At 44.5% G+C, this 26,552-nt stretch carries 27 protein-coding genes; 22 read left to right on the forward strand and 5 right to left on the reverse strand.

The window, feature by feature from the left end; translation table 11 throughout:
• Nucleotides 1–16: 16 nt before the first annotated feature.
• The 3 genes from R2J37_RS08545 to R2J37_RS08555 are packed head-to-tail and all read right to left on the reverse strand — an operon-like array spanning nt 17 to nt 1,864.
• On the reverse strand, nt 17–655 hold the full coding sequence (locus tag R2J37_RS08545; RefSeq protein ID WP_316264549.1) for an ABC-2 transporter permease: 639 nt from the start codon (nt 653–655) through the stop codon (nt 17–19).
• Nucleotides 639–1,397 carry an ABC transporter ATP-binding protein gene (locus R2J37_RS08550; protein ID WP_230106200.1) on the reverse strand — a complete coding sequence of 253 codons (759 nt, stop codon included), beginning with the start codon at nt 1,395–1,397 and terminating at the stop codon, nt 639–641. Before R2J37_RS08550 ends, R2J37_RS08545 begins: the two co-directional genes overlap by 17 nt.
• The gene (locus R2J37_RS08555; RefSeq protein WP_255682344.1) at nt 1,394–1,864 is read right to left on the reverse strand and encodes a helix-turn-helix domain-containing protein; all 471 of its coding nucleotides are present in this window, start codon (nt 1,862–1,864) and stop codon (nt 1,394–1,396) included. The genes R2J37_RS08550 and R2J37_RS08555 overlap by 4 nt, the downstream gene beginning before the upstream one ends.
• A gap of 228 nt (nt 1,865–2,092) precedes the next feature.
• Here R2J37_RS08555 and R2J37_RS08560 point away from each other — a divergent pair, with 228 nt between their 5' ends.
• The gene (locus R2J37_RS08560; protein WP_316264552.1) at nt 2,093–3,043 is read left to right on the forward strand and encodes a hypothetical protein; all 951 of its coding nucleotides are present in this window, start codon (nt 2,093–2,095) and stop codon (nt 3,041–3,043) included.
• Between the two features lie 2 nt (nt 3,044–3,045).
• Here the strand turns inward: R2J37_RS08560 and R2J37_RS08565 are convergent, their stop codons facing one another.
• Together R2J37_RS08565 and R2J37_RS08570 are read right to left on the reverse strand one after the other, a co-directional pair.
• On the reverse strand, nt 3,046–3,930 hold the full coding sequence (locus tag R2J37_RS08565; RefSeq protein ID WP_316264554.1) for a LysR family transcriptional regulator: 885 nt from the start codon (nt 3,928–3,930) through the stop codon (nt 3,046–3,048).
• Between the two features lie 377 nt (nt 3,931–4,307).
• The gene (locus R2J37_RS08570) at nt 4,308–5,597 is read right to left on the reverse strand and encodes an IS30 family transposase (protein WP_230105002.1); all 1,290 of its coding nucleotides are present in this window, start codon (nt 5,595–5,597) and stop codon (nt 4,308–4,310) included.
• A 225-nt stretch (nt 5,598–5,822) separates the two neighbouring features.
• Here R2J37_RS08570 and R2J37_RS08575 point away from each other — a divergent pair, with 225 nt between their 5' ends.
• The 21 genes from R2J37_RS08575 to R2J37_RS08675 all read left to right on the forward strand — a co-directional run bounded on the left by R2J37_RS08575 (nt 5,823) and on the right by R2J37_RS08675 (nt 26,473).
• On the forward strand, nt 5,823–6,065 hold the full coding sequence (locus R2J37_RS08575; protein ID WP_230106196.1) for a hypothetical protein: 243 nt from the start codon (nt 5,823–5,825) through the stop codon (nt 6,063–6,065).
• A gap of 15 nt (nt 6,066–6,080) precedes the next feature.
• Nucleotides 6,081–7,073 (forward strand): alpha/beta hydrolase, encoded by a 993-nt coding sequence (locus R2J37_RS08580; RefSeq protein ID WP_316264557.1) that lies wholly within the window; start codon nt 6,081–6,083, stop codon nt 7,071–7,073.
• Nucleotides 7,074–7,207: 134 nt separating this feature from the next.
• Nucleotides 7,208–7,798, forward strand: coding sequence for a hydrolase (locus R2J37_RS08585; protein WP_230106194.1), 591 nt, complete (start codon nt 7,208–7,210; stop codon nt 7,796–7,798).
• A gap of 169 nt (nt 7,799–7,967) precedes the next feature.
• Nucleotides 7,968–9,236: a sugar ABC transporter substrate-binding protein gene (locus R2J37_RS08590; protein WP_316264559.1), complete on the forward strand. Its 1,269-nt coding sequence runs from the start codon at nt 7,968–7,970 to the stop codon at nt 9,234–9,236.
• Nucleotides 9,237–9,250: 14 nt separating this feature from the next.
• Nucleotides 9,251–10,117 carry a carbohydrate ABC transporter permease gene (locus tag R2J37_RS08595; protein WP_256195086.1) on the forward strand — a complete coding sequence of 289 codons (867 nt, stop codon included), beginning with the start codon at nt 9,251–9,253 and terminating at the stop codon, nt 10,115–10,117.
• Nucleotides 10,117–10,953, forward strand: coding sequence for a carbohydrate ABC transporter permease (locus R2J37_RS08600; RefSeq protein WP_316264562.1), 837 nt, complete (start codon nt 10,117–10,119; stop codon nt 10,951–10,953). Before R2J37_RS08595 ends, R2J37_RS08600 begins: the two co-directional genes overlap by 1 nt.
• Nucleotides 10,954–11,070: 117 nt before the next feature.
• A complete protein-coding gene (locus R2J37_RS08605; protein WP_316264565.1) occupies nt 11,071–11,820 on the forward strand; it encodes a TraX family protein in 750 nt (249 codons plus the stop codon).
• Nucleotides 11,821–11,849: 29 nt separating this feature from the next.
• Nucleotides 11,850–12,224 (forward strand): fluoride efflux transporter CrcB, encoded by a 375-nt coding sequence (crcB, locus tag R2J37_RS08610; protein ID WP_230106189.1) that lies wholly within the window; start codon nt 11,850–11,852, stop codon nt 12,222–12,224.
• Between the two features lie 129 nt (nt 12,225–12,353).
• Nucleotides 12,354–12,809 (forward strand): MarR family winged helix-turn-helix transcriptional regulator, encoded by a 456-nt coding sequence (locus R2J37_RS08615; protein ID WP_230106188.1) that lies wholly within the window; start codon nt 12,354–12,356, stop codon nt 12,807–12,809.
• Nucleotides 12,799–14,193 carry an MATE family efflux transporter gene (locus R2J37_RS08620; RefSeq protein ID WP_316264567.1) on the forward strand — a complete coding sequence of 465 codons (1,395 nt, stop codon included), beginning with the start codon at nt 12,799–12,801 and terminating at the stop codon, nt 14,191–14,193. The genes R2J37_RS08615 and R2J37_RS08620 overlap by 11 nt, the downstream gene beginning before the upstream one ends.
• A gap of 216 nt (nt 14,194–14,409) precedes the next feature.
• Nucleotides 14,410–16,332 (forward strand): acyl-CoA dehydratase activase-related protein, encoded by a 1,923-nt coding sequence (locus R2J37_RS08625; RefSeq protein WP_316264569.1) that lies wholly within the window; start codon nt 14,410–14,412, stop codon nt 16,330–16,332.
• Between the two features lie 122 nt (nt 16,333–16,454).
• A complete protein-coding gene (locus tag R2J37_RS08630) occupies nt 16,455–18,482 on the forward strand; it encodes a HelD family protein (RefSeq protein WP_230106185.1) in 2,028 nt (675 codons plus the stop codon).
• 47 nt (nt 18,483–18,529) lie between these two features.
• On the forward strand, nt 18,530–19,168 hold the full coding sequence (locus R2J37_RS08635; RefSeq protein WP_230106184.1) for an HD domain-containing protein: 639 nt from the start codon (nt 18,530–18,532) through the stop codon (nt 19,166–19,168).
• Between the two features lie 17 nt (nt 19,169–19,185).
• Nucleotides 19,186–19,788 (forward strand): flavin reductase, encoded by a 603-nt coding sequence (locus tag R2J37_RS08640; protein WP_230106183.1) that lies wholly within the window; start codon nt 19,186–19,188, stop codon nt 19,786–19,788.
• A gap of 60 nt (nt 19,789–19,848) precedes the next feature.
• The gene (locus tag R2J37_RS08645; RefSeq protein ID WP_230106182.1) at nt 19,849–21,153 is read left to right on the forward strand and encodes a pyrimidine-nucleoside phosphorylase; all 1,305 of its coding nucleotides are present in this window, start codon (nt 19,849–19,851) and stop codon (nt 21,151–21,153) included.
• A gap of 72 nt (nt 21,154–21,225) precedes the next feature.
• Nucleotides 21,226–21,510 (forward strand): YabP/YqfC family sporulation protein, encoded by a 285-nt coding sequence (locus R2J37_RS08650; RefSeq protein ID WP_230106181.1) that lies wholly within the window; start codon nt 21,226–21,228, stop codon nt 21,508–21,510.
• Nucleotides 21,511–21,522: 12 nt separating this feature from the next.
• Nucleotides 21,523–22,821: a sporulation protein YqfD gene (locus tag R2J37_RS08655; protein ID WP_230106180.1), complete on the forward strand. Its 1,299-nt coding sequence runs from the start codon at nt 21,523–21,525 to the stop codon at nt 22,819–22,821.
• The gene (locus R2J37_RS08660) at nt 22,808–23,803 is read left to right on the forward strand and encodes a PhoH family protein (RefSeq protein ID WP_230106179.1); all 996 of its coding nucleotides are present in this window, start codon (nt 22,808–22,810) and stop codon (nt 23,801–23,803) included. Before R2J37_RS08655 ends, R2J37_RS08660 begins: the two co-directional genes overlap by 14 nt.
• Complete coding sequence (gene ybeY / locus R2J37_RS08665; protein ID WP_230106178.1) at nt 23,804–24,298, forward strand: rRNA maturation RNase YbeY; 495 nt, start codon at nt 23,804–23,806, stop codon at nt 24,296–24,298. It begins immediately after the preceding gene.
• Between the two features lie 54 nt (nt 24,299–24,352).
• Nucleotides 24,353–26,017, forward strand: coding sequence for a putative polysaccharide biosynthesis protein (locus tag R2J37_RS08670; protein ID WP_230106177.1), 1,665 nt, complete (start codon nt 24,353–24,355; stop codon nt 26,015–26,017).
• A gap of 75 nt (nt 26,018–26,092) precedes the next feature.
• On the forward strand, nt 26,093–26,473 hold the full coding sequence (locus R2J37_RS08675; RefSeq protein WP_230106176.1) for a hypothetical protein: 381 nt from the start codon (nt 26,093–26,095) through the stop codon (nt 26,471–26,473).
• The last annotated feature ends 79 nt before the right edge of the window (nt 26,474–26,552 follow it).

Below are 26,552 nucleotides of genomic sequence, written 5' to 3' on the forward strand. Positions count from 1 at the left end.
CAAACAAAGTCGGCTTTTATAAGTCGACTTTTTCAAATCTGCGGACAGAGATACGATAGGAAAATATAAGAAAAGTGATGTAACATAAGATACCAAGCAATAGGAAAGGTATCTGTCTGAAAAGGTCACGGGGAATGCTGCTGTCCAGATAGGAAAAGACCGGGAAGCGAACAGATCCTTCAGCAATTATCATTAAAAGCAGCATGGGAATAGCTGCAACTATAAAAGCTTTTCCGGCTTTATATCCATTTTTATAATAGGCCGGAAAAAATATCAGATCAAAAACAGCATAAATAATAAGACCTAATCCATACCAGGCTACAGTTGCGTCTATTCCTACCGGATTATTTCCAACTTCCAGAATGTGCCGGAGAAAAAGGCAGGGAATGGAGATGAGAAGTTGGAAAATTTGCAAAGAGACGGCCAGCAGAAATTTTCCTTTTACGTTTTCTCGCTTTGTGACAGGCAGAATGGATGTATACCAGGTATCATTTGTTTCCCTTGCATAGAGTAAGGTCAGATAAAGAGCCAGACATCCAAACATAAAGATGACGGTATATGGATAGGCCGGCACAATAACCAGACATCCCAGAAAAGCAAATACAATAGAAGTAGGATGGGCGGCAAGAGTTAATTCTTTATAAAGCAGTTTCATATAGATCGCTCCTTTCTGTTCGCAGCATAATTTCCTCCAGCGTAAGTTCTCCGGTGTCTTCCGGAGACTTCAGATAGTCAAAAGAACGGAGAAAAGTTTCTTTGTCTGAACTTTTTAAAACCTGTCCTCTTTGTATATAAGTGATATCATCCGCACAGTGATCCAGGTCTGATGTGATATGGGTAGAGAATAGGACAGATTTCTCCTTGTCTTTTACAATGTGGGTAAAGATGTGGAGAATTTCATCCCTGGATACAGGATCCAGACCGGAGGTGGGTTCATCAAGCAGATAGAGTCGGGCATTATGGGAAAGGGCAAGGGCCAGTAAATATTTTACCTTCATCCCGTTAGAAAGTGATTTGAATATTTTGTTTTCGTCCAGAGAGAACTGCCGAAGGTAGTTCTCGTATTTTTGCTGATCCCATTCCGGGTAAAAAGTTCTGGTGACAGCCGTAATAGCGGACAGCTTTTTCAAAGGGTAAAAGTCAATACCGCCGAACACTACACCAATGTTTTGTTTACAGGCTTTCTCATTCTGAAAAAAATCCTTCCCGAACATAGTGACCGTTCCCTGATCCGGTTTTACGATGTTCAGCATAGATTTTAAAATCGTACTTTTCCCGGCCCCGTTTTTCCCCACAAGCCCCATGATCCGACCTGGTTTAAGCGTAAAAGATACATCCTGAAGACTAAATCCGGGATAATGTTTGCTTAAATGTTCTATTTTCAGCAGATCCGTCATTGTTCTTCCTCCTTTTCGCTGGCATTGAGGAGAGTTTGTAAAAAGGTCATTTGGTGAAGAACTGTATCTTCCGGGATCAGCGCAATTCCGGCGCTTTCCGCAGTTTCATCTCCCAGTACGATCAAAAGGTTGCCTGGTTCTATGTGAAAAATATCCCTTGCCTTTTTGGGAAGGACGATCTGTCCTCGTTCGCCAACCTTGACAGTTCCAAAAAGATGTTTCCCGCGCGGTGGAATTGGGATTTTGGCTTCTCCCTGGTCAAAATGGATGAGATCGTCTATAGAGACATTATAAAGCTTTGCCAGAGCATCGCAGTTAAGGATATCAGGTACGGTTTCTCCGGATTCCCATTTCGCGACAGCCTGCCGTGATACACCGATTTTTTCCGCCACTTCTTCCTGAGAATACTTGTGGTATTGACGAAGTGCCGATAAATTCAGAGAAATCAAATTGGATTGTTTTTTCATGTATTTCATACCTCCTTTTCTTTTATTATACTGGATCTATCCTGTATTTCTACCAACTGAACATAACAGAAAAAGTCTGTTTCAGTTGCGGCTTTCAGAAAGATTGGAAGCATTGAAAAAGAATGACAGGAAGAAGGCAGGGTGATATAATATAGTCATTCGTTATTGTAAGAGAAAAGTAGTCAGAGTCTTAAAAAATATTGTTTCAGCTTTATGAGGAGGAGAAATATGGCAAGTTATTATGACGAGGATCTTCACCGGCTTCATCAGGAGACGCTGGAGAAGAAAGGAATAGAGGCAATGCTTTCCGATCTTCAGATACAGAAAGAAGAACTGGAGAAAAAATCAAAAGATTTGGAAAAGTCAATGAACGAGGAGCAGGAAGATGTAGAACGCCTTAACAAGGGAAGTCTTACCGCGTTCTTTTACAGGGTATCCGGGAAGCTGGAAGAAAAGCTGACGAAAGAGGAAGAAGAAGCCCGTGCGGCGGCTATAAAATGGGAGGCGGCAAAAGCTTCCCTGCAGTCAGTAAATGAGGATATTGCACGTTATCAAAGCCGGCTCCTGGAACTAGAAAACTGTGATACAGAATATGAAACGGTGCTGGCAGAAAAAATGGAAGCGATCAAGTCATCGGAGACTCCGGAGGCAGAGAAAATCCTGCAGCTGGAAAGGAATCTGACATTTTTTGAAACACAGGAAAAAGAAATCGACGAAGCCATAAGTGCCGGGGAGAGGGCACTTCAGATAGCACGGGAGGTATTGGATGAACTTGGCGGAGCGCAGACCTGGAGTATTATAGATATGGCAGGCAATAGTATAATAGATGATGTTATAAAATACAGCCATCTGAATACGGCACAGTCCAAAATCAATTCGCTCCAATTGGCGCTGCGCAGGTTTCGGACAGAACTGTCAGATGTTTCAAAGGGGATATCAGGAGATATCAGAGTGGAGGTTGGAAATTTCCTGTATTTTGCCGATTATTTCTTTGATGATCTTTTTACAGACTGGATGGTTTACGGCAAGATCAAGAATGCGAAAGAAAAGGCCCGGCAAACCTGCGCTCAATTGGAAAATGCGATGGAGAACCTGAAGCAAATGAAAGAAGAGTTCCAAAGCAGGCAGGCGCAGGCGAAAAAAGATCTGGAACAAACAGCGCTGGATCTTAAATTGTAATATTAAAAAGGCAGGAGGCAGAAATTTTGCAATTCTGCAATAAATCGTTCTGCAATGGGAGTAAACAGCTGCTGTTTCTTCCAGATAATATACATTTGCGTTTCCAGTACGGGAAAAAGCGGTCGGAATACAAGACCGCTTTTTTCACTTGTATCGATCAGATGGTCAAAGGTAAGAAGATAGCCCAGACCTTCCCGGGCGAAGACAGAGCCATTATAGGAAAGGCGAAAGGAGCCTTCCAAGCGTAGTTCATCCATGCGGTTCTGGCACCATCTGGGAAGATCAGCCCTCCAGCTTTGTTCCGAACAAAAGAGGGGAAGACCTTTCAGATCATCAAAAGTAATCTGTTCTTTCTGTGCAAGAGGACTGTCAGAAGGCATAATGACGCCCCAGCGGTCGCCGCCGGGTATCTTCAGAACATTATATTTTTCGTAATCCGGTTCCTCTACAATAACTGCAAAATCAAGAATGCCTTTGTCCAGTTTCTCTGTGACCTGTTCTGTGTCGCCGCTGGTGATGTGATAGTGAAAATCCGGATACTGTTCTTTGAAACGTTTGATCACCCGTGCCAGATGGCGGATCTGATAAGATTCAGCGCATCCGAAATAAATATTCCCGCCGACAATATCATCCATAGCTGAAAATTCTTCCAAGATCTTGTCAGCCATAGAAAGGAGATCCTCGGCACGTTTTCTAAGCAGCATTCCCTCTTCCGTCAGTTCGATGGAAAAGCTGTGTCTAAGAAACAACTTTTTGCCCAGCTCATTTTCCAAGGCCTGCATCTGTTTTGAAAGGGTGGGCTGGGTGATGTGAAGGATTTCTGCGGCCCGGGTCATATTTTCCTCTCTGGCAATTGCCATAAAATAGCGAAGTGTACGAATTTCCATAGGAATCTCCTTTCCCGTTTTTTCTCATGTCCGAATCATTCTCTTACACTTAAGTGTAGCATATGAAATGCAAAAAAGGAATAACACGAAATAAATTATAACAATTAGGTTGATTGAAATCCTTACTGCAACATTGAAGTTGTAACTGCACATTGAAAACTTTATGAAGTTGTAACTGCACGCTGTCATGAGTAACTGCAACAGTTTTAATCTGTTTTTCTAGCTTTGGATTGCTTTTTTTCGATTTTCCTTGTAAAATTTCTTAAAGGAAGGCATCACAAAACACAGACTGCATTTTTTACTTTTCGCAGAAGTTGTAAATGCACCCCGTTTGTGTTCTCTTTTTTATCGTGTCCTGCCTTCTCTAAAATTCCGGTTTACTTCTTAAACAAAGCCGGTGTAAGGGTTATGGAATTGGACGGGATTTTCTCAAGGCCCAGGAGGTTCGCAGTTTCCTGACCGTAGATCTTGACAAAAAGATCGATTGGAGCCTGTCCGTTCCATTTTTTTCGCGGATAGGAATTGATATGGTTCATCATTTTCCTAATCTCTTCCTCCGTATATTCATCCTTTCCATGTTTCTTAGGTATGATATAGCGGATCAGTTCATGGTTCCTTTCACAGTTGCTCTTCTGATTTGTATTCATCGGATCACAATAGAATACGCGGCATTGAATTTCCCCGGTCTCCATATCTGCTTCGATTTTTTGGGGATCGCTAAATTCACTTCCCCGATCGGTAATAATAACCTGGAAAAGTATCCGAAACTTTTCGTCTCCAAGTGCTTTCCTCAGCCGACAGAATATTTCCGTTACAGATCCTGCTGTATTGCGTTCTCTCAGAAACATGAGCTGCAAGTCACAGTTGGTAAACAGGATTGTCAGCAGTGTCTGGCCTCCTTTGTGTATGACCACACTGTCCATCTGGCTGACCATGGCATCTGGATTCTGGTGCATATATTCCTCGTATTCTTCATAACTGCGTCCGATATGGCATTTCCGGTCTACCCGGAGAACCGGGCCGCTCTTTTTCCGTTCCGGCCTGCGCAGTTTCCTTCTCAAGTCTATATTTCTGGCATCCAGAAGACCTGCATCAATATAGGAATAGATTGTCCGTTCCGATACTGGCAGTTCATCTCTGTGACGTTCACAGATAATCGGGAGTGACTGTCCTTTTTTTAACAGCGGTGTGATCGTATCATTGATCCGATTTAATTCCTGCTCCGAGAGAGAGATGCCTTTCCGTGATTCAGAGAGCATCTGTTCATACTGTTGCTGAGCATACCTGGCGTCGTAAAGCATCCTGCGCAGACGGCAACGAAGCCGGTGGTCACATACATTGCATACAAACGGCGACTTTTCATAGTCTATACAGAACTCTTCCTGATAATCAGGGCACCCTTCCTGACATCGTCCACAGGCTGTCTGGCACTGCTTCTTCCCACGAAAGCAGCCTAGACGACAGTTCGGGATTCTGGTGCAGGTACGATGATGGATACAGTTGTTGCCTTTGGAAGTGGAGACCAGCCTCCTGTGTGCTTTAATCTCTCTGCCGACAGTAGACCGATCCTTTCCAATGTTTTTGGCGATCTGTGCGACCTTCAATCCCTGCTGCAGACCTGCCTGGATGGCAAGCCTGTCATCATATGTAAGGTGTTTATTACTCATGGTTACCTCCAATCCGAAGGCAGGACAAGGATAGTATACTGGAAAAAAGGCAAAAAGAAACCATGAAGTTACAACTGCAACTCCATGGCCCATATGCCTTATAATTCTAACTGCAACGACCTATGTTGCAACTAATTTTTCAATTGACCAATTATAACAATTAGCGAAATAGAAAGCCGCAGATATATAATCATATCAGAAACTTTGGAAAGGAGATTCTTTTTTATGAATAAACTTTTTGATGAAAAAGAAAATCTGATCCAGCTTCTTGGAAATGTGGGATGCAGGGCAGATGACATCGCTGTTATACAAAAATTTATCAGAGAAGATGACTTTTGCGCTGCCAAACGCCTCTTGCGGCGTCATCGCGCTGAATTACTTGAAAATCTTCACAAAAGCCAGGCGCAGATAGACTGTCTGGATTTTATTGTGTACCAGATGGAAAAGTGTAAGAAAGCAAAAAAATGAAAGGATGATTGCAACATGGAAGAATTAAAATTAACACAGGAATGGGACAAAGTATTTCCCAAAAGTGACAAAGTTGAACACAGTAAAGTGACATTCCACAATCGCTATGGCATTACTCTGGCGGCGGATCTTTATATTCCTAAAAATGTGGAAGGCAAGCTTGCGGCAATCGCGGTGTGCGGTCCTTTTGGCGCGGTAAAGGAGCAGGCGTCAGGACTTTACGCACAGACAATGGCAGAACGTGGCTTTTTAACAATGGCTTTTGACCCTTCCTTTACAGGCGAGAGCGGAGGCAAGCCACGGTATATGGCTTCTCCGGACATCAACACCGAAGATTTTCAGGCGGCGGTAGATTTCCTATCTTTACATGAAAAGGCCGATCCTGAAAGGATAGGTATTATCGGTATATGCGGATGGGGCGGTATGGCGCTGAATGCGGCAGCGCTGGATACACGGATCAAGGCGACAGTAGCATCTACCATGTATGATATGACGCGCGTCAACGCAAAAGGGTATTTTGACGCAGAGGATTCGGAGGAAGCCCGCTATGAGAAGAAACAGGCTATGAATGCACAGCGTCTGGAAGATTACCGGAGCGGAACCTATGCTTTGGGCGGCGGTGTAGTTGATCCGCTTCCGGAGGACGCGCCTTTCTTTGTAAAAGATTATCATGACTACTACAAAACAAAGCGGGGATATCATGCAAGATCCCTTAATTCCAACGGCGGATGGAATATAACGGGCTGCATGTCCTTCCTGAATCAGCCTATTCTTAAATACAGCAATGAAATCCGAAGCGCTGTACTGATCATGCACGGAGAAAAAGCCCATTCCTGTTATTTCAGCCGGGATGCTTATGCAGATATGGTAAAGGATAATCCATATGCTGATAACAAGGAACTGCTCATCATTCCGGGAGCAGTTCACACGGACCTTTACGACGGAGGCGGGAAAGACGCGATCCCATTTGACAAAATGGAAGAATTTTTTACAGAAAATCTGAAATAATCTGCAGAAAGCAAAAGCGTCTGGCGGTATATACTGTCAGGCGCTTTTGACCTTTGCTGCTTTTGCCCGAAAGTTTGACAGTCATTGGCAGCCATAGTAAAATGAAGGAAAAATGTGCGTATCAGGAGGGAAAAATGAGGACAAGTCAGATTACAAGAGAGCAGGCACTGAAACTGCTGAAAACATATAACAAAGAGGAATTCCATATTCAGCATGCTCTGACAGTGGAAGGTGTAATGCGCTGGTATGCAAAAGAACTTGGATATGGAGAAGAAGAGGAATATTGGGGAATCAGCGGCCTTCTGCATGATATTGATTTTGAATTATATCCGGAAGAGCACTGCAGGAAAGCTCCTGAGCTTTTGCGAGACGGAGGCGTGGGTGAAGATATGATTTATACGATCTGCTCTCACGGCTATGGCATCTGCAGTGATATGGAACCTGTACACGAGATGGAAAAAGTTCTTTTTGCCGCTGATGAACTTACCGGTCTTATCTGGGCGGCAGCTCTGATGCGTCCATCAAAAAGTGTAATGGATATGGAAGTTTCCAGCGTGAAGAAAAAATTTAAAGATAAAAGATTTGCGGCAGGATGCTCCAGGGATATCATCCGGACGGGAGCAGAGCGCCTTGGCTGGGAATTAAATGATCTGTTTGAAAAGACGATCCTCGCTATGCGCTCCTGCGAAGAAAGTATCCAAAAAGAGATGGAAACTATGAGATAATTTTTTTAATGATTTTCTCTGTCGGCTAAGATTAGGTTTTACACGGGATTTCAAACATTAATAGGAAATCTCTATAACTTGGATGAGTATATAAACATAATCGATTTGTCGGAAAAATTATGTGTTGATATAATAAATATGTTCACAAAGCACATAAAGGAGGAAAATCATGAAAAAGAAATTGATCAGTGTACTGCTTACAGCTTCTATGTGCATGGCTCTTGCAGTGGGATGTGGAAGTCAGAGCAGTGATGAGGGGGAAGCATCAGAGGAAGGCGAAAGCGAAAAAATTACTTTTATGGTTCCGGACTGGGGCGTTCCGACAGATGAACAGCTTGCAGCATTCACAGAGGAAACGGGGATTGAAGTAGAGATTTCAGAAGTAGGCTGGGATGATATTCGCGAAAAGCTCGGAACAGCTGCCGCAGCGAACGAATGCGTTGCGGATGTGGTAGAAGTTGACTGGTCCTGGGTCGGTGAGTTTTACGCTGCCGGCTGGCTGGAACCTTTGGAAGTATCGGAAGAAGATAAAGCGGATATGCCTACCATTGATACATTTACCATTGATGACCAGGTACTGGCTATGCCATATGCAAACGACTACCGTCTGGCATACTACAATACAGAACAGTTTAAGGCTGCCGGTATCACAGAAGAGCCGCAGACATGGGATGACGTTCTGGAAGCTTGCCGTCAGTTAAAATCAACAGGTACAGTAGACTATCCATTTGCTATTGCATTAAATGCTGAAGAAAAAACAGCCACCTGTCTGATGTGGCTTGCGTACACTATGAATGGAGTTGTATGGAATGACGATGGTACCTTTAATGAAGAGTCTGTTATGGAAGCGTTGAAGTATATGGAGACTTTGATCAATGAAGAGCTGGTTGCTCCGGAAGATAAAACATCATCAGGAATGGACGCTTATATGCGGATCTGCGGAGGAACTGCAAGCTTTTTGACGGGTCCGACTTCCTTCGTTTCCAGAAGTCAGAATGAAGAACTTTGCAGTGTTGTTGGACAGATCACTCCGATTCTGGTTCCAGGCAAAGATGGAAAAGCTGCACAGACAATGCCGCTGCCTGAGGCTATCGGGGTAAACAGCCTGTCAGAAAACAAAGAAGCTGCAAAGACATTTATCGAGTGGTATACATCTGCCGATATGCAGAAACAGTTAAATGAGACAAACAGTGCAATCCCGACACGCAACTCAGTTCTGGAAGAGCTGATCAACGATGGAACAATCCAAAATTCCGGAGCAATGCTGGAGCAGGCAAAGCTGGTTTCTTCACCATTCCCGAATGGTGTGCCGTCCTATTACGCAGAGATGAGCAGCGCTATGTATAATGCAATTAACAAAATGGCTCGCGGTGAGCTGAATGCAGAAGAAGCATATGCAGAAATGTCCGGTGCGCTGGAAGAACTTTTAAACGAATAATTTAGGAAGAAAAGATGAAAAAGAAATTATTTCCTTATTTGTTACTTACACCCATGATTTTAATCATGGGTGTGTTAGTGTTTTATCCCATTATTACAACATTCTCATACAGTTTAAAAAAGTGGAAGCTGACAGCACCAGGAGATATCCGATTTATAGGATTTAAGAATTATATTGATATTATTCAATCTGATTCTTTCTGGTACAGTCTGCAGAACACGATTTTCATTTTAGTAATTGTTGTTATCTTTACTACAGTTTTCGGCTGGCTGGTTGCCTCTTTTTTAAACATTAAAGTAAAGTGTTCCGGGCTGCTTTTGGCGCTTTCTGTCCTTCCATGGGCGCTTCCACCCTTTGTAAATGGAATTTTGTGGAGATTTGTATTTTTCTCCGGATATGGATTTTTAAATAAGCTTCTGATCGGGATCGGTCTTACAGATGAACCTGTTGAATTTCTAAGCTCCAGGTGGATGCTTCTTTTTGTGCTGTCTATTGTGGTAGTGTGGAGAAGCGTGCCTTTTATGGCCCTGGTCTGCTTATCTGGAAGACAATCTATCCCTGAAGAACTTTATGAGGCTGCAAAAATAGACGGAGGTACAAAAGGGAACATATTCCGTCATATTACTATGCCTTTGATGATGCCCTTTGTGGCAGTGGGAGTGACCTCTACTTCCGTCACAGCTATCAATGTATTTGATGAAATTGTTGCTCTTTCAGGATATAGTGATCTTGGGAAAAACATCCTGATGGAAAGCTATCTGACAACCTTCAATTTCCTGAACTTTGGAAAGGGAAGCGCGATGACATATATTGTTATGCTGTTTGCTTTAATTCTTGGAATCTTCTATCTTAGAAGTTTGAACAAGGAGGTGGAGTATTGATGAAATATTTTAGAAAGGGCGGCTATATTCTGGCACTTGTTTTATTTCTGATTTTTACAGTAGGTCCCTTTATCTGGACATTTATTTTATCTGTGACTCCTGATTACAGCATGTTTTCACCGGACAGTAATCTGCTGCCAGACAAAATCATATGGGATAATTACAGGGAGTTGTTTTCCGGCGGACAAAGAGGCGCCAGATTTTTTACAGGTATGTTTAATTCTCTGAGAGCTGCTGCCATTACACTGGTTATTGGGATTCCAGTTGCTTTGATGAGCGCTTATGCTCTTGGACGAATGCAGTTCAGAGGAAGAAAAGCAATCAAAAATATTCTTTTGATTACAATGGTGATTCCGGTGATGGCGACGATCATTCCTCTGTATCGTATGTTTGCTGACGCAAGGCTTCTTGACAATATTTTCTGGCTTTCTGTCGTATATGTCAGTTCTTACCTTCCCCTTGCAGTCTGGTTGATTTCCAACTATTTTGCAACTATTCCAAAAGAATTGGAAGAGGCGGCCTTAATTGACGGCTGCGGAAGAACAGCTACATTTTTTCGCATTATGATTCCTTTGTCTGCTCCGATTATTTTGTCTATTTCGCTGATCATGTTTTTGAATACCTGGAGTCAGTTCCAGATTCCTTTGATCTTGGCTTCTTCTATGGAGACAAAGCCGATGGCCATCGTGGTATCAGAATTTGTTACGAAGGATACCATTCAGTACGGCCTTGTAGCGGCGGCAGGTATGATCGCATTGATTCCTCCTGCACTTGCAGCGCTGGTTTTCCGGAAATATTTGGTATCGGGGATGATGAAAGGTTCTGTAAAAGGGTAGTACAGGAAAAGCTTTTCTGTACATAGAAGAGAAATTCAGATATAATTAGAGCTCAATGATGAGAAAAGTCGGAGGAAATTTCGGGAAATTACTGAAAAAGGACAAAGAAACGATACTATGAAAGCCAGAAGTAAGGAAAACTACAGGATTTTAAACAGGGACGCCATAAAATACATCGCCGCATTTACCATGCTCTTGAATCACATTGCGTTGATCTGGATGAGGCCGGAAAGCTTTGTGGCAAATATATTTGAGAATATCGGATATTTTACGGCGATTACGATGTGTTATTTCCTGGTAGAAGGGTTCTACTGTACCAGATCAAGAAAAAGATATGCCTTCCGGCTGTTCCTGTTTGGAGTGATCTCGCAAATACCATATGATCTGGCTATCATAAAACGGGCGCCGGAAGGGACAGCGCGTCTGAATATGATGTTTACCCTTCTGATCTGCTTTTTGATCCTTCTTGCCCTGGAAGTGATATCCAATGAAATTCTTCTCGTTCTGACAATTGGAGGGCTGTTTGGACTGTCCGTTTTTTGCGACTGGTCACTTTTGGCTCCGGGATTTACCCTGTTGTTTTGGTGGGCGTACGGACTGAAGAGAGAAACAAAAACAGCCTTTGCAATTTCTGCCGTTTTGCTGGGATTATTTCATTTGTCCGGCGGGATTTTGTCTGCTCTGGGAAGCATGGCGGGAGGAGTCCTTTCCGGGGTGGTGATCGTCTGTCTCTACAATGGGAAACGGGCAGAGAAGAGAAAGAAGTTTTCCAAATGGTTCTTCTATTGGTTCTTCTATTGGTTCTATCCGCTGCATCTTCTGATCTTAGGGATTTTGCGGATTGCAGGAGAACAGGGCCGGATATAAAGAGAGGGTAAGGAAAGGCAGGAATTAGTATGGTAGAATGTATGATTGTCGGCGCCGGAGGGTTTATCGGAGCGGTGTGCAGATACTTGATCGGATTGATCCCACTGGAACAGGGATCTGTATTTCCGGTGAAAACCTTTGCGATCAATGTACTGGGATCTTTTGTGATCGGAGTTATAGCAGCGCTGGCAGCAAAGGACAGTTGGCTGGATCCGCAGATCGTCCTGTTTCTGAAAGTAGGGATATGCGGAGGTTTTACGACATTTTCCTCTTTTGCATTGGAAACGGCGGATATGTTGAAAAGCGGCAGCGAAGCTACAGCAGTTTTGTATGTATCCCTAAGTATGGTAATCGGTGTGGCTGCCGTATTTGCCGGTCAATGGGCTGTAAATTATATGAAATAATAAAAAGCGAAAATAAAATTGTGTTTTTTCTGTGATAAGTCTTGATTAATTTCCACCGAAATTTATAATAGTTTACGGAGAAACAGTTTACGAGGAAACTATTATAAGTTTGGCGGAAAGGAGAGCAAGATGAGAAAGAATGCAGAGACCTGGATGGGGATCCGCGCAGTACTCAGATTATATGAGAAAATGCTAAGAAAAGTATGTGCCCGACATCAGTTGACCGGCACAGAGGCAGATGTGATCGGATTCCTGCATAATAATCCGGGAAAAGACACAGCAGCGGATATTGTAGAGCTTAGAGGTCTTTCCAAGGGTGCTGTTTCCAAAGCGGTCGATTCTTTGATACGGAAATCTATGTTAGAGAAAATTCCGGACAAGAAGGACCGCCGGAAGCAGCACCTTTGTCTGCGCTCGGAGGCACAATCTGTAAGAGAAGATATTGAGTCAGTGCAGGAAGAATTTTGGGATACTGTGCTGGAAGGCTTTACGGCCGCGGAGCTTGAAGGATATGAACAGTTTAAAAAGAAGCTGTTGAAAAATATAGAACAGGCGACAGAAAGGATGAAAGACAATGAATCATAGAGAAAATGCACAGCCAGCGTCAGATAAGGAATTTCTGGGAACGGATCCGATAGGAAAGCTTTTGTTCCGTCTTGCAGTTCCTACTGTCATCGCACAGCTTATCAACATGCTCTACAATATTGTAGACAGAATCTACATTGGCCACATTCCGGAGATTGGAGCGACGGCACTGACAGGTGTGGGCGTATGTATGCCCCTGATCATGATCGTATCAGCTTTTGCAGCCCTGGTTGGATACGGCGGCTCACCAAGAGCATCTATTTTCATGGGAAAGAAAGATAATGAATCTGCAGAAAAAATACTGGGAAACTGTTTTATTGTCCAGGTCATTATTTCTCTGATCCTGACGGCGGTACTTCTTATATGGAACCGGGATTTGCTCATGGCTTTTGGAGCCAGCCAAAATACCATTGAATATGGCGTAAACTATATGAATATTTATGCCCTTGGAACGATATTTGTAGAGTTGACTCTTGGCATGAATGCATTTATTACAGCCCAGGGATTTGCAAAGACCGGAATGATGTCTGTTTTGATCGGGGCCGTAGCGAATATTATTTTGGACCCGATTTTTATTTTCGGATTTGATATGGATGTCAGAGGAGCTGCTCTTGCCACTATTATTTCACAGGGACTTTCCTGTATATGGGTTGTTTCTTTTCTGTGCGGAAAAAAGACATTCCTGAAGATCAGAAAGAAAAATCTGATCCTTGTTCCCAGGTTTATCCTTCCCTGTCTTGCTCTCGGAGTATCCACTTTTGTGATGCAGGCAAGCGAGAGTGTTATTTCGGTATGCTTCAATTCATCTCTGCAAAAATATGGGGGAGACATTGCAGTGGGGGCTATGACAATTCTGACCAGTGTCATGCAGTTCGCCATGCTTCCACTTCAGGGACTTGGGCAGGGAGCGCAACCTATTATCAGCTATAACTATGGTGCCGGCAATGCTGTCAGGGTACAAAGTGCTTTTAAATTACTTTTGAAAGTCAGCCTTTGCTATTCTGTGATTCTGTGGCTGCTTGTTATGCTCCTTCCGGGAGGGTTTGCGGCAATGTTTACCACAGATGCTGCTTTAATGGAATTTACAAAAACAGCTCTGCGCATCTATATGGGAGCGATGTTCCTTTTCGGAATCCAGGTTTCCTGTCAGATGACTTTTAACGCCCTTGGAAAAGCGGTAGAATCCATTATCGTAGCGGTTATGCGGAAGTTTGTGCTTCTCCTTCCGCTGATCTATATTATGCCGCGTATTTTTTCTTCAGATCCGACAACGGGCGTTTATACGGCAGAACCCATTGCGGATGTGATCGCAGTAACTTTTACAGCAATACTCTTTTCTATACAGTTTAAGAAAGCGCTTTCAAAAATGAAAAAACAGTGTTAAGAAAGTGCTAAGATTTTGTTAAAAACTGTCAAATTATTCTTTTAAGTTTTTCTGAAAGTGCTAAAATAATCATTTGTGAAAACAGCTACAAATGATGACGGAGTGTTGCAATATGACAGAAGAACAAAAAGTGAGCAAAACGCCGTTCCTCCTTGTTGGTGTAGATATAGGATCCACTACGACGAAGCTGGCGGTAATGACAGAAGACATCCTATCGTGGTGCGCAATTCGGACAATCCTGCGAAGCGCTGGAACATTCCTTTTGATGCGCCATTGTTTCACTGGTATAAGGACGAGGACCGGAACCGGCAGCTCTGTCTGTATATGAAAGAAACGTTCCGGATTTCGGCAGATGAGACTATGGCGGCAATCGAAGCAGGAGATACGGCGCAGAAACAGTTCCATAAAGAACTGACAGAGGCCGGAAAAAAGGTATGCGAGGATGTAAAGAGTAAGGGAACCTATGCGGTTATTTTGGCCTCCCGCCCCTACCAGAACGATGCGCTTGTTAATCACGACCTTCCTGATATGTTCACGAAGCTTGGGATCCCGGTACTGACAGCGGACTCTCTTCCGGAGATTAATCATGTGGAGCTGAAGAAGAGCAGGCTTGATGTTGTCAATAATTATCATGCCAGAATGCTCTCATCGGCGGTTCTGGCTGCAAAAACAGATTATCTGGAATACGTACAGCTGGTCAGCTTCGGGTGCGGTCACGATGCTTATCTTTCTGATGAGATCATCCGTCTTATGAAAGAAATATCAGGTAAGATACCCTTGATCTTAAAGCTGGACGAAAGCGATATTCAGGGCCCTCTGCGCATCCGTATCCGTTCTTTTACAGAGACGGTAGACATGCGACGCAGAAAGGAGAGCCGGCCTAAGATCCATTCGCTTTCGGATCCTTATCCTGTCAAATACACAAAGCAATCCCGCAAAGAAAAGATTGCTTTGATCCCAAATACTTCCCATGCCTTCAGCAGATTGATGGCAGCGGCCTTTGCCGGACAGGGAGTGAGAACAGAATCCCTGGCTGTGGGACGTGAAGAGGCGATCCGCCTTGGAAAGCAGTACGTACATAACGATATATGTTTCCCGGCACAGATTGTAATAGGCGAAGCCCTTGCCGCTTTGAAAAGCGGAAAATATGACGGGGACGAAGTGGCTATCGGAATGGGAAAATATGTAGGAGACTGCCGTCTGACCCACTACAGCGCGCTGCTTCGCAAAGCGCTGGACGATGCAGGATATCCCCAGGTTCCGATTCTGACTAATGATGACAAAGATTCCCACAAGCTTCACCCCGGCTTTCACATGAATCTTTTTACTGCAGTTAAGATCGCCTTCGGCCTTCCAATGATCGATGTCCTCGAAGAGCTTTTAAGGAAAATCCGTCCTTATGAGAAAGAAAAGGGAAGCGCCGATCAGGCATTTGAGAAGGCCTTGGATGAGGTGATCAGGGGACTGGAGAGAAGAGGAATCTCCGGGGCCAGGAAGGGATTTGAAAAGGCCATTGAAATCATGAAAGATATTCCCTATGACCGTTCGGAAAAAAGACCGCAGGTATGGATCGTGGGAGAGTATCTTCTGAATTTCCATCCCGGAGCTAATCATGATATTGAAGCATATCTGGAGAAGAATGGTTTTGAGATCATTGAGGCCAGAATGACAGATGTCATCCGGAAAACCTACTTTTATCAATATACCCAGATCCGGGAATACCGCCTGAAAAAGCCTCTGGCAGACAAAGTCTGGCTCCGTACGGCGAATCAGGCTTTTGAGATCGCCCATGATGTGACAGATAAGATTGCGGCAAGACATCCGCTTTATACGCCGGCCTGCAGGCTGCCGGATCTTGTGAAAGACAGTGATCCTATTATCCATCATACCTTTGATGCAGGGGAGGGCGTCCTGATACCGGGAGAAATCCTGCATCATGCAAAAAAAGGCTGCAGAGCCTTTGTAATCCTTCAGCCTTTTGGATGCCTGCCTAATCATGTGGTGGGGCGGGGAATTACGAAGAAATTAAAGGAGATTTATCCGGATGCCCAGATTCTGCCCCTGGACTATGATCCCGACGTCAGTTTTGCAAATATAGAGAACCGGCTTCAAATGCTGGTTATGAGCTGTAAAAAGTAAATAAAGTCAGGCAGCGGCGCTTCGTGCCGCTGCTTTTTCTGTACATACAGTAAAACATCGGGTATAATAAATACAAATCTGTCTTATGATAACACCCGGCAGGAAAAGAAAAGGAGGCAGCTATGGTGAGAGAAGAAGAATCCTTTTTGCAGGATGTGACAGAAAAAATTAAAAAGAGAATAGAAAAAATAGATCAAACCCTTCTTACAGGACAAAAAGAGATCGAAAACATGCACGACTATTACTGGGAAAATTATACGGAAATGGACCAGTACGGATATGAAGACTACGACAATCAGCAGGCTCTTCTTAGCCAGGTAAATGCCAATCAGGAAGCGGCTAAACAGAAGCAGCGCTTTTTGAAGATGTTGGATTCTCCATACTTCGGCAGAGTAGATTTCGTATATTCAGGGGAAACAGAAAAGGAACCTTTTTATATAGGAATTGGAAATTTTGCAGAGGAGGCGGGAAGTATCCCCCTCATCTATGACTGGCGGGCCCCTGTGGCAGGTCTTTTCTATGATTATGACAAAGGAGAGGCTTCTTATGAAGCTCCTGCCGGAGTTATGACAGGGGAGATCATTTCAAAATGGCAGTATAAGATCAGAAACGGCAGGATGATATATGCTTTTGAAAGCGACACAAAAATCGACGATGACATTTTGAAAGAAGAACTTGGAAGCAGCAGTGACGTCCAGCTGAAAAATATTGTACGGACGATCCAGAAGGAACAAAACGCTATCATCCGGAACCAGAGGGATAAGATCCTGGTGATCCAGGGAGCGGCAGGCAGCGGGAAAACCTCGGTAGCGCTCCATCGGGCGGCCTATCTTCTGTATCACGACAGGAAGAATCTGAAGGCATCAGATATCCTGATCCTTTCGCCCAACAGTGTTTTTGCGGATTATATTTCTCACATCCTCCCGGAACTGGGAGAGGAAAATATCCAGGAAATGAGTTTTGATCTCTTTGCTTACAGGGAGCTTAGGGGAATCACGGATGACTGCGAAGACCGATATCATCATCTGGAGCGGATGATGAAATATCCGGATGCGGAGCAAAGCAGACGCTTTCAAAAAAAGCAGTCTTCAGAGTTCATCGGGGAAATGGAAGGATTTCTGGCCATTTTAGAGGACAGATTGATGGATTTTAGGGAAGTCTCATTTCGGGGAATAAAAAAGACAGAAGAAGAGCTTATCCGCCTTTTTTATTTTAAGTTTCAGGATCTTCCGCTGCTTGCCAGGATGGATGCCGTACGGGAATACGTAGTGGACGAGTATGAGACCCTGTATGGGAAAGAACTTACCGAAGAAGAAGCAGAAGCGGTGAAAGCCCAGTTTGACCGTTCCTATGTGACAAAAGATATCTATCAGATCTACAGCTGGTTCCTGGAAGACAACGGTTATCCGCCATTGCCGGATATTTCTCTGGGACAGAGAATGACAGAATATGAAGATGTATATGGCTTGCTGTATCTGAAATATCGTCTTCTTGGCAGAGGAAAGCACCGACGGATCAAACATCTGATCATCGACGAAATGCAGGATTACTCCTATCTGCAGTATGTGATCCTTGACATGCTGTTTGACTGTAAGATGACAATCCTTGGAGATAAGGCCCAGACACTGGATGAAACTGTGCATGATGTATGCACGTTTCTCCCCGGAATCTTCGGAAAGAAGATGCGGAAGATCACCATGAATAAGAGTTACCGGAATACGGTGCAGATTGCATCTTATGCGGCACAGTTTTCATCGGATCCGGATGTGGAACTTTTAGAAAGACAGGGAAAGGAAGTGGAGGAAAGACAGTTTCAGAAAGAGGATGATCTGCTGGAGGCAATCCTGGAGGCAGTGAGCGCAGGAGAAGAAATGTTTGAGACAGCGGCAGTTCTGACACGGACGGAAGAGGAGGCCGAGGATATTTACCATATCTGGAAATCAAAAGGAGTTCAGGTTTCCTATATAGACAGGAACAGTACCTCGTTCCGGAAGGGGCTTACCGTGACAACATTTTATATGGCTAAAGGACTGGAATTTGACCAGGTTTTTGCGGTGAAAGACAGAAAAGAGACGCCTCTTGATAATCAGGCGGCCTATATTTCAGCAACAAGAGCCCTCCATGAGCTGTATGTATTTTCTCTGTGCTGAATCGGTGAGAAAGAACTAAGCCGGAACAAAAAAGGGAGGAAGGAAAGATGGGACAGGACAAAGAAACGAGAGGGGAAGGAGAGCCGGACAGAATCCGAAAGCAGTTTGATTTTATACGGGAAATCGACAAGGAGAAGTTTATCGGGCGTCAGACCTATCTCACAGACGGAAACCGAAAAGAAAATGATGCGGAACATGCATGGCATATGGCGATCATGACCTTTCTTCTGGCAGAATATTCCAACGAAGAAATTGATGTTTTAAAGACCATGGCAATGCTCTTGATCCACGATATCGTGGAAATCGACGCAGGCGATACCTATGCTTACGATGAAGAGGCCAAGAAGACGCAGAAAGAGCGGGAAACACGGGCGGCGGATCGTATATTCGGGCTCCTTCCCGGGGATCAGGAAAAAAAACTGAAAGATCTGTGGCAGGAATTTGAAGAGGGCAGAACAAAGGAAGCTAAATTTGCCCGTACCATGGATAATCTTCAGCCTATTATGCTGAATGCAGCCACAGACGGGAAAGCATGGGAGGAGCATCAGGTACATCTTTCGCAGATATTGAAGCGCAACGAAAAAACGGCAGACGGTTCCCGTTTTCTCTGGAAATATGCATATGAAAATTTTATTGAACCCAATGTGAAAATGAAGAAAATTCAAAGTGAAAAGTCAAAGCAATAATAAAGGAGGAAAAGAAAATGGATGGAAAAGCGATGTACAAATTAAGCTATGGGCTCTTTGTGGTGACAGCCAGAGAGGGAGAAAAGGATAACGGCTGCATCACAAACACAGCGGCACAGGTGACAACAACGCCGAACCGCATTACTCTTGCCGTAAATAAGGGAAATTACACTCACGATATGATTGTAAGGACAGGAGTCTTCAATGTGTCTGTCCTGTCGGAGAAAGCATCCTTTGATACTTTCAAACACTTTGGGTTCCAGAGCGGAAGGGATGTTGACAAATTTGCAGATTACGAAAAGACCGGAAGATCTCCAAACGGACTTTATTATGTGACAGACGGAACTAATGCCTGGCTTTCTGCAAAGGTCGTTGATACAGTGGATCTGGGAACCCATACGCTGTTCCTTGCAGATGTGACGGACGGAGAAGTATTGTCTGATGATAACTCGGCTACCTATTCTTACTACCAGTCCAACATCAAACCGGCTCCGGCAAAGGAGGAGAAGAAGGGCTGGAGATGTAAAATATGCGGTTATATCTACGAAGGAGAGATACTTCCAGAGGATTTCGTCTGTCCGATCTGCAAGCACGGAGCGGCTGACTTTGAGAAAATATAGCGCAAATATAAAAAACGGGCAAGTATAAGGAAAGAATAATGCCGTCAGGGGATGATAAAAATGACAATGTATGAATTGATCTTGAAGAAAAAGAGAGGCGGAGCGCTTACTTCCGAGGAAATAAACTGGATGGTCCGGGAATATACAAACGGATGCATTCCGGATTATCAGATGTCAGCCATGCTGATGGCAGTCTGTTTCCAGAAAATGAACACCGAAGAGACAACAGCGCTGACGCTGGCTATGGCGGACAGCGGTGACAGAATGGACCTTTCTTCCATAAAAGGGATCAAGGTGGATAAGCACAGCACAGGGGGCGTCGGAGATAAGACCTCCCTTGTACTGGCGCCCCTTGTGGCTTCGCTGGGGATCCCGGTGGCAAAAATGTCCGGGAGAGGGCTGGGACACACGGGAGGAACCATTGATAAACTGGAAAGTATATCAGGATTTCGCACTTCTTTATCAGAAGAAGAATTTCTGAAAAACGTGGCGGACATTCATATAGCAATTGCAGGACAGACCAAAAATCTTGCACCGGCAGACAAAAAACTCTATGCGCTCCGGGATGTTACCGGAACCGTAGATAATCTCTCCCTCATTGCCAGCAGTATCATGAGTAAGAAACTGGCATCCGGAGCAGATGCTATTGTACTGGATGTGAAAGCCGGCGACGGCGCTTTTATGAAGACGCCCGGGGAAGCAAAGGCTCTTGCGCGGATGATGATCCAGATAGGAGAAAAGGCGGGAAAGGCCATGACAGCAGTGATTTCGGATATGAATCAGCCGCTGGGAAATGCGGTAGGCAATGCGCTGGAGCTTGAGGAAGTCATTGCCACACTCAAAGGACATGGACCAGAGGATCTGACAGAACTTGTCTTTACTTTAGGGGCCTGTATGCTTCTGTCAGCAAAAGCAGCAGACAGTATGGAAGATGCCGAAAAGAAATTGCAGGACGCCCTTTTTTCCGGAAAGGCTTATGGAAAATTCCTGGAGTTTGTAAAGGCTCAGGGCGGTAATACGGATCAGGTTGAGGATCCCTGTCTTCTTCCGCAGGCGTCTCTTCGTATGGAGGTATATGCGGACAGGGAAGGATTTGTTACAGGAATCCATACGGAAGAGATCGGAAGGATCTGCCTGCTTCTTGGCGGCGGAAGAGCCGTAAAAGAGGATCCGATCGATCCGGCCGTGGGCATTGTCCTTCATCGTAAGATCGGAGATTTTGTCAAAAAAGGAGATTCCATTGCCACGATCTGCGCAAATGATAAAACAAAGTGCCAGGCGGCAGGAGACCGGCTGAAAGCAGCCTACGAATACGGCGACCGGTCTTTAGAGGAAAGAAAGATCGTGTACGAAGTGATTCATTAGATTGCCATATGTTGTTCATATTTTCAGAATGCCCCACATAGATTAGATAGAAAGCTATGTGGGGCATTTGCCATGAAAAAGAACAGAAATGAGGAAGACAGAGTAATCGGACGCATGGCAGAGGCAGCCGGTGTGCCAAAAGAACTGGTACTGGGCGTACCTGTTCTTCATATAACAGGAAGGGAAGAAATAAGACTGGAAAATTATCGGGGCATACAGGAGTATACAGAGGAACTGATCCGGATCCAGACAAGAACAGGACAGATCCGGCTGACAGGCAAAAGGCTCAATGTTGAGTATTATACCAATGACGAGATGAAGGTCACAGGTTGGATTCAAAGTATTGAATATCTATAGGGGGCAGAAGAGTTGCTTTTATCCATGATCCGCTTTTTGCGGGGCTATATAAAAATAAGAGTATCCGGGTATTCTCCGGAGCGGTTTTTGAACGCCTGCAGCCACAAAGGTATCTGTCTGTGGGGACTTAAACCGGTCCGGGGTGCTTATGAGATGTATACAGATGCCAGGAGTTTAAAGAAGATGAAGGCAGTCCTTAAAAAGACCGGAACAAAGGCAGAGATTACAGGCCGGTATGGACTTCCTTTTTTTTTACACAGATATCGGAAAAGAAAGGTGTTTTTTGCTGGAATTTTCTTTTGTGCCGCATTGATCTATATTTTCTCTCTTTTTATATGGGAAATTGATATCGAAGGAAATTTAAGAAGAACAGATGAAGCTATTCTCTCTTTTCTGGATTCCGAGGATGTCCGGCACGGAATGCCTGTAAGCAAAGTGGACTGCAGCAGGATCGCATCCAGGATCCGCGAGGAGTACAGCGATATCATATGGGTTTCTGCTTCCATTCAGGGGGCAAAGCTGGTGATCCGGGTAAAGGAAAATGAAGATCTGTCGCAAGAGGAACCGTCGGCAGACAGTGAAGAGAAAGCAGAAGATTCGAAAAAAGGCACGGATCTGGTTGCCGACAGGGATTGCACGATTGTATCCATCGTGACCCGTAACGGTATACCGGCTGTAAAAGCGGGCAGCAAGGTAAAGAAAGGAGATATCCTGGTGTCCGGCAGGGTGGAAATGAAAAATGATGCCGGAGAAGTGACAGGTTACCGCTACAGAGAGGCAGACGCCGATATTAAAGGAGAATATATACAGCAGTATGAAAATACGGTGGAAAGAGAATATCCTGTTAAAGATTATATAAAAGAGAGGAATCAGCCTGTAAAAAAGAGTCAGTGGTATTTAAGGATCGGGCCATGGACCGCCTCCCTTGGGAGCATTGAAAACAAGTACGAGAACTGTGAATACCGCGCTTGGGAAAAGGATCTTAAACTGGGAGATTCCTTTATTCTTCCGGTATCCTTTGGAGAAAGAGAGGTAGTTCCCTACAAAACCCACAGAGAAAGTCTCACGGATGAGGAAATCCAGCAAGACTTAAGCCGGGCATTTGCGCTCTGGTGTGAGGAACTGGAAAAAAAGGGGGTAGAAATTATCAGGAATGATGTTAAAATATACACAGAGCAAAAAAAAGCGTCTGCCAAAGGCAGTGTGACCCTCCAAGGAGAGGTCGCCGAAAAAAGGGATACGGAAATCCTGCCGGATCCGGAAAGGGAGACGCTTGAGACAGAAAGGGAAAATCAGAATGGGAATGATTGAAATGACGATAGATATCCCGGCAGAATATCAGATACATGTATTCGGGCAGTTCGACAGCTTTGCAAAGAAAATCGAACGCGCCCTCCATGTCACTTTGATTCCCCGGGGAGATACGGTGAAAATACTGGGAACGGAGCCGCAGGCGAAGAAGGCAAAAAGTGTTCTGGAACAGCTGACTGCTCTGGCGGAAAGAGGAAATGAAATCCTGGAACAAAATGTAGATTATACCCTGTCTCTTGCCATGGAAGACCAGGAAGAACAGGTATTGGAGATTGACAGGGATATGATCTGCCAGACCATTCAGGGAAAACCGGTAAAGCCAAAGACGCTGGGACAGAAAAAATATGTGGATGCGATCCGGAATAAAATGATCGTGTTCGGTCTTGGACCGGCAGGTACCGGAAAGACCTATCTTGCGATGGCGATGGCGATTACAGCTTTTAAGAACAACGAGGTGGGGAGGATCATTCTGACCCGTCCTGCCATTGAAGCCGGGGAAAAGCTTGGATTTTTGCCGGGGGATCTGCAAAGCAAGATCGATCCCTATCTGCGTCCGCTTTACGATGCGCTTTACCAGATCATGGGAGCGGAAAGTTTTTTGAAAAATTCGGAAAAAGGCCTGATCGAGGTGGCGCCCCTTGCGTATATGAGAGGACGTACTCTTGACAATGCCTTTATTATTCTTGACGAGGCTCAGAATACGACTCCGGCACAGATGAAGATGTTTTTGACAAGAATCGGTTTCGGCTCTAAAGTTGTCATCACCGGAGATGCAACGCAAAAAGACCTTCCGTCCGGCCAGATTTCCGGTCTGGATGTTGCTACGGCAGTCGTACGTAACCTGGAGGATATCAGTATCTGTAATCTTACCAGCAAAGATGTGGTACGTCATCCGCTGGTACAGAAGATCGTAAAAGCATACGAGGAGTACGAATCCAGGGAGAACCGCAGAAAAAAAGGCAAAGATCGGAGGAGAAAATAAATGTCTTTGTTCTATGAGGAAGAAGGGGAGAACACGCTCCCCCTTGCATGTGAAGAGCTGGCGAAAGAAGTGGTAGATGTAGCCCTTGATTATATCGGCTGTCCCTATGAAGCCCAGGTGAATCTTCTTCTCACTACAGATGAGCAGATCAAAGAAATGAACCGGGATTTCCGTGGCATTGACCGGCCTACAGACGTTCTGTCTTTCCCCATGGTGGAATATGAAATACCCGGAGAGTTTGATTTTCTGGAAGACCAGGAGGATTGTTTTGATCCGGAAAGCGGAGAACTGGTACTGGGTGATATTGTCATATCCAAGGATAAGGTGATGGAACAGGCAAAGGCTTACGGACATTCAGCCAAAAGAGAATTTGCTTTCTTAATCGCTCATTCTGTGTTACACTTAACAGGATATGATCACATAGACGAGGAGGAACGTCTTGTGATGGAAGAAAAGCAGCGGGCAATTCTGGAAAGACTGAATATTCTGCGTTAAGGATGAAATCAGCGAGGAATTACCGAAGAGATAGAAGAAACATGGAGCAACGATATGTCGGATAAGAAAAAAGGAACTAATTTTTTGATGCAGGGAACGATCCTTGCGGCAGCGGCTATGATCACCAAGATCGTGGGACTTGCGTACCGCATACCGCTGACCAATATTATGGGGGCAGAGGGAAACGGCTATTACGGCGTTGTCTTTCAGGTGTACAGCCTTGCATTGATGCTGACATCTTACAGCCTTCCCATGGCTGTATCCAAACTTGTATCGGCCCGTGTTGCGTTAGGGCAGTATAAAAATGCATACCGGGTTTTCAAAGGCGCGATGACTTTCGGTATTCTTTCCGGCGGCATTGTGTCGGCAATCGTCTTTTTTAATGCCAGATTTATCTCAGAAGAGATTATGAAGATGGGACTTAGTATCTATGCATTGAGAGTTCTGTCGCCCTGTATATTGATCGTAGCGATCCTGGGCGTACTTCGGGGCTTTTTCCAGGGATATGGGACCATGATCCCTACAGCCATATCCCAGGTGGCAGAGCAGCTCATTAATGCCATTGTCAGTGTAGTGGGGGCTTACCTGCTGATGCAGACGGGACGGAGCATGGCAAGCGGAGAAGCAAAAGAATCTTACGGCGCTGCCTTTGCGGCGGCAGGAGGAACGCTGGGTACTGTAATAGGAGCGCTCACCGCACTTTTATTTCTTCTGTTTGTTTTTACCGCATATAAAACACGTCTGAAACGTCAGATGCGCAGGGACCGGACAAGAAGGCTGGAAAGCCGGAAGACCATTTACAAAGTTCTTCTTCTGACAATTGCCCCTGTTATTTTAAGCGCAACAGTTTACAATATCAGTAATCTGATCGATCAGACCATGTTTTCCAATATTATGGCGGCTCAGGGAATGGCGGAGAAAGAATATTCCAGTCTCCTGGGACTGCTCAACGGACAGTATGACACTATGACGAATATTCCTTTAAGTGTGTCCAGCGCTTTGGCGGCATCTTTTATGCCGAGTCTTGTTGCTACAATGCAGACGGGAAACCGTAAGCAGATACACAGCAAGATCAATATGGTGTCCCGGTTCAATATGCTGATCGCCATTCCCTGTGCAGCCGGATTTATTACGTTGTCAGGTCCGATCCTGAATCTTCTTTATTTCAATCAGGACAATGCCATACCGTCGCTTATGCTTCGGATTGGCGGTATTTCCGTTGTATTTTTCTGCCTGTCAACTGTGACAAACGCTGCTTTGCAGGGCTTGGACCGTATGGCAGCTCCAGTGAAAAATGCTGCTATTTCACTGGTGATACATGTCGTTGCTCTGTTTATTATGCTGGTGGTATTTAAGTGGGAAATCTATTCCATTCCAATCAGCAAAATTATTTTTGCCGGCTCCATCTGCATATTAAATGCCCATGATCTCAGAGGGGCGTGCGGATATATGCAGGAACAGAAGCAAACCTTTGTCATCCCTACGATCGCATCTGTGATCATGGGCGCTGTTTCTTTGCTGGTACATCTTTTATGCGTATTGTTTATCGGAGAGATGGCGGCTGCTGTTATTGCAATTATTGTGGCAGTAATTGTGTACGGTATTGCGTTGGTAGTGCTTGGCGGAATTACGGAAGAAGAAATTTTATCCGCTCCGAAAGGGGCTACCCTTGTAGCGATATGCAGAAAACTGCATCTTCTGAAGGGGCGGTACCGTTAACAGGGATATCGCTTCACAAAAATGTATAAATTTGAAGAAAAAGACCGATACTTTACTAAAAAAGGAGTTGTCCTTATGAAAAAGAAGTTAAGTATCGGTTTTTTTACAGCATCTCTGGCAGCTTTTATTATTTTGGCGGCTGCCTATCACTTTACTTATGAGAGAGCCGTGGACCGGGCAAGGGAAGAAATGAACCAGACAGCGTCAGAGGAAAACCTGGAGCAAAATGAGGAAACTGTTACAACAGAAGGAGATGCAAGTAAGGAAGACTGCTATTATCTTATGGAAGTAAACGGTTATGTTGTTGTCTTTTTAAGCGATAAAAAGACCGCTTATGACTATACAAGCATTGAAGTTTCTACGCTTCCGACCGAACTGCAAAATGAAGTGAAAAATGGGAAATATATTGAAAGTACGCAGCTTCTCTACAGTTTTCTTGAAAATTATTCCAGTTGATACAAGGTGCTGAGTTCAACGAAGAGTTCGAGGGGAAAATGGCTTGCTCATTTGTGCAGGATAGTGTAAGATGGATAGC

The sequence above is a fragment of the Claveliimonas bilis genome, assembly GCF_030296775.1.
Taxonomy (GTDB): domain Bacteria; phylum Bacillota; class Clostridia; order Lachnospirales; family Lachnospiraceae; genus Claveliimonas; species Claveliimonas bilis.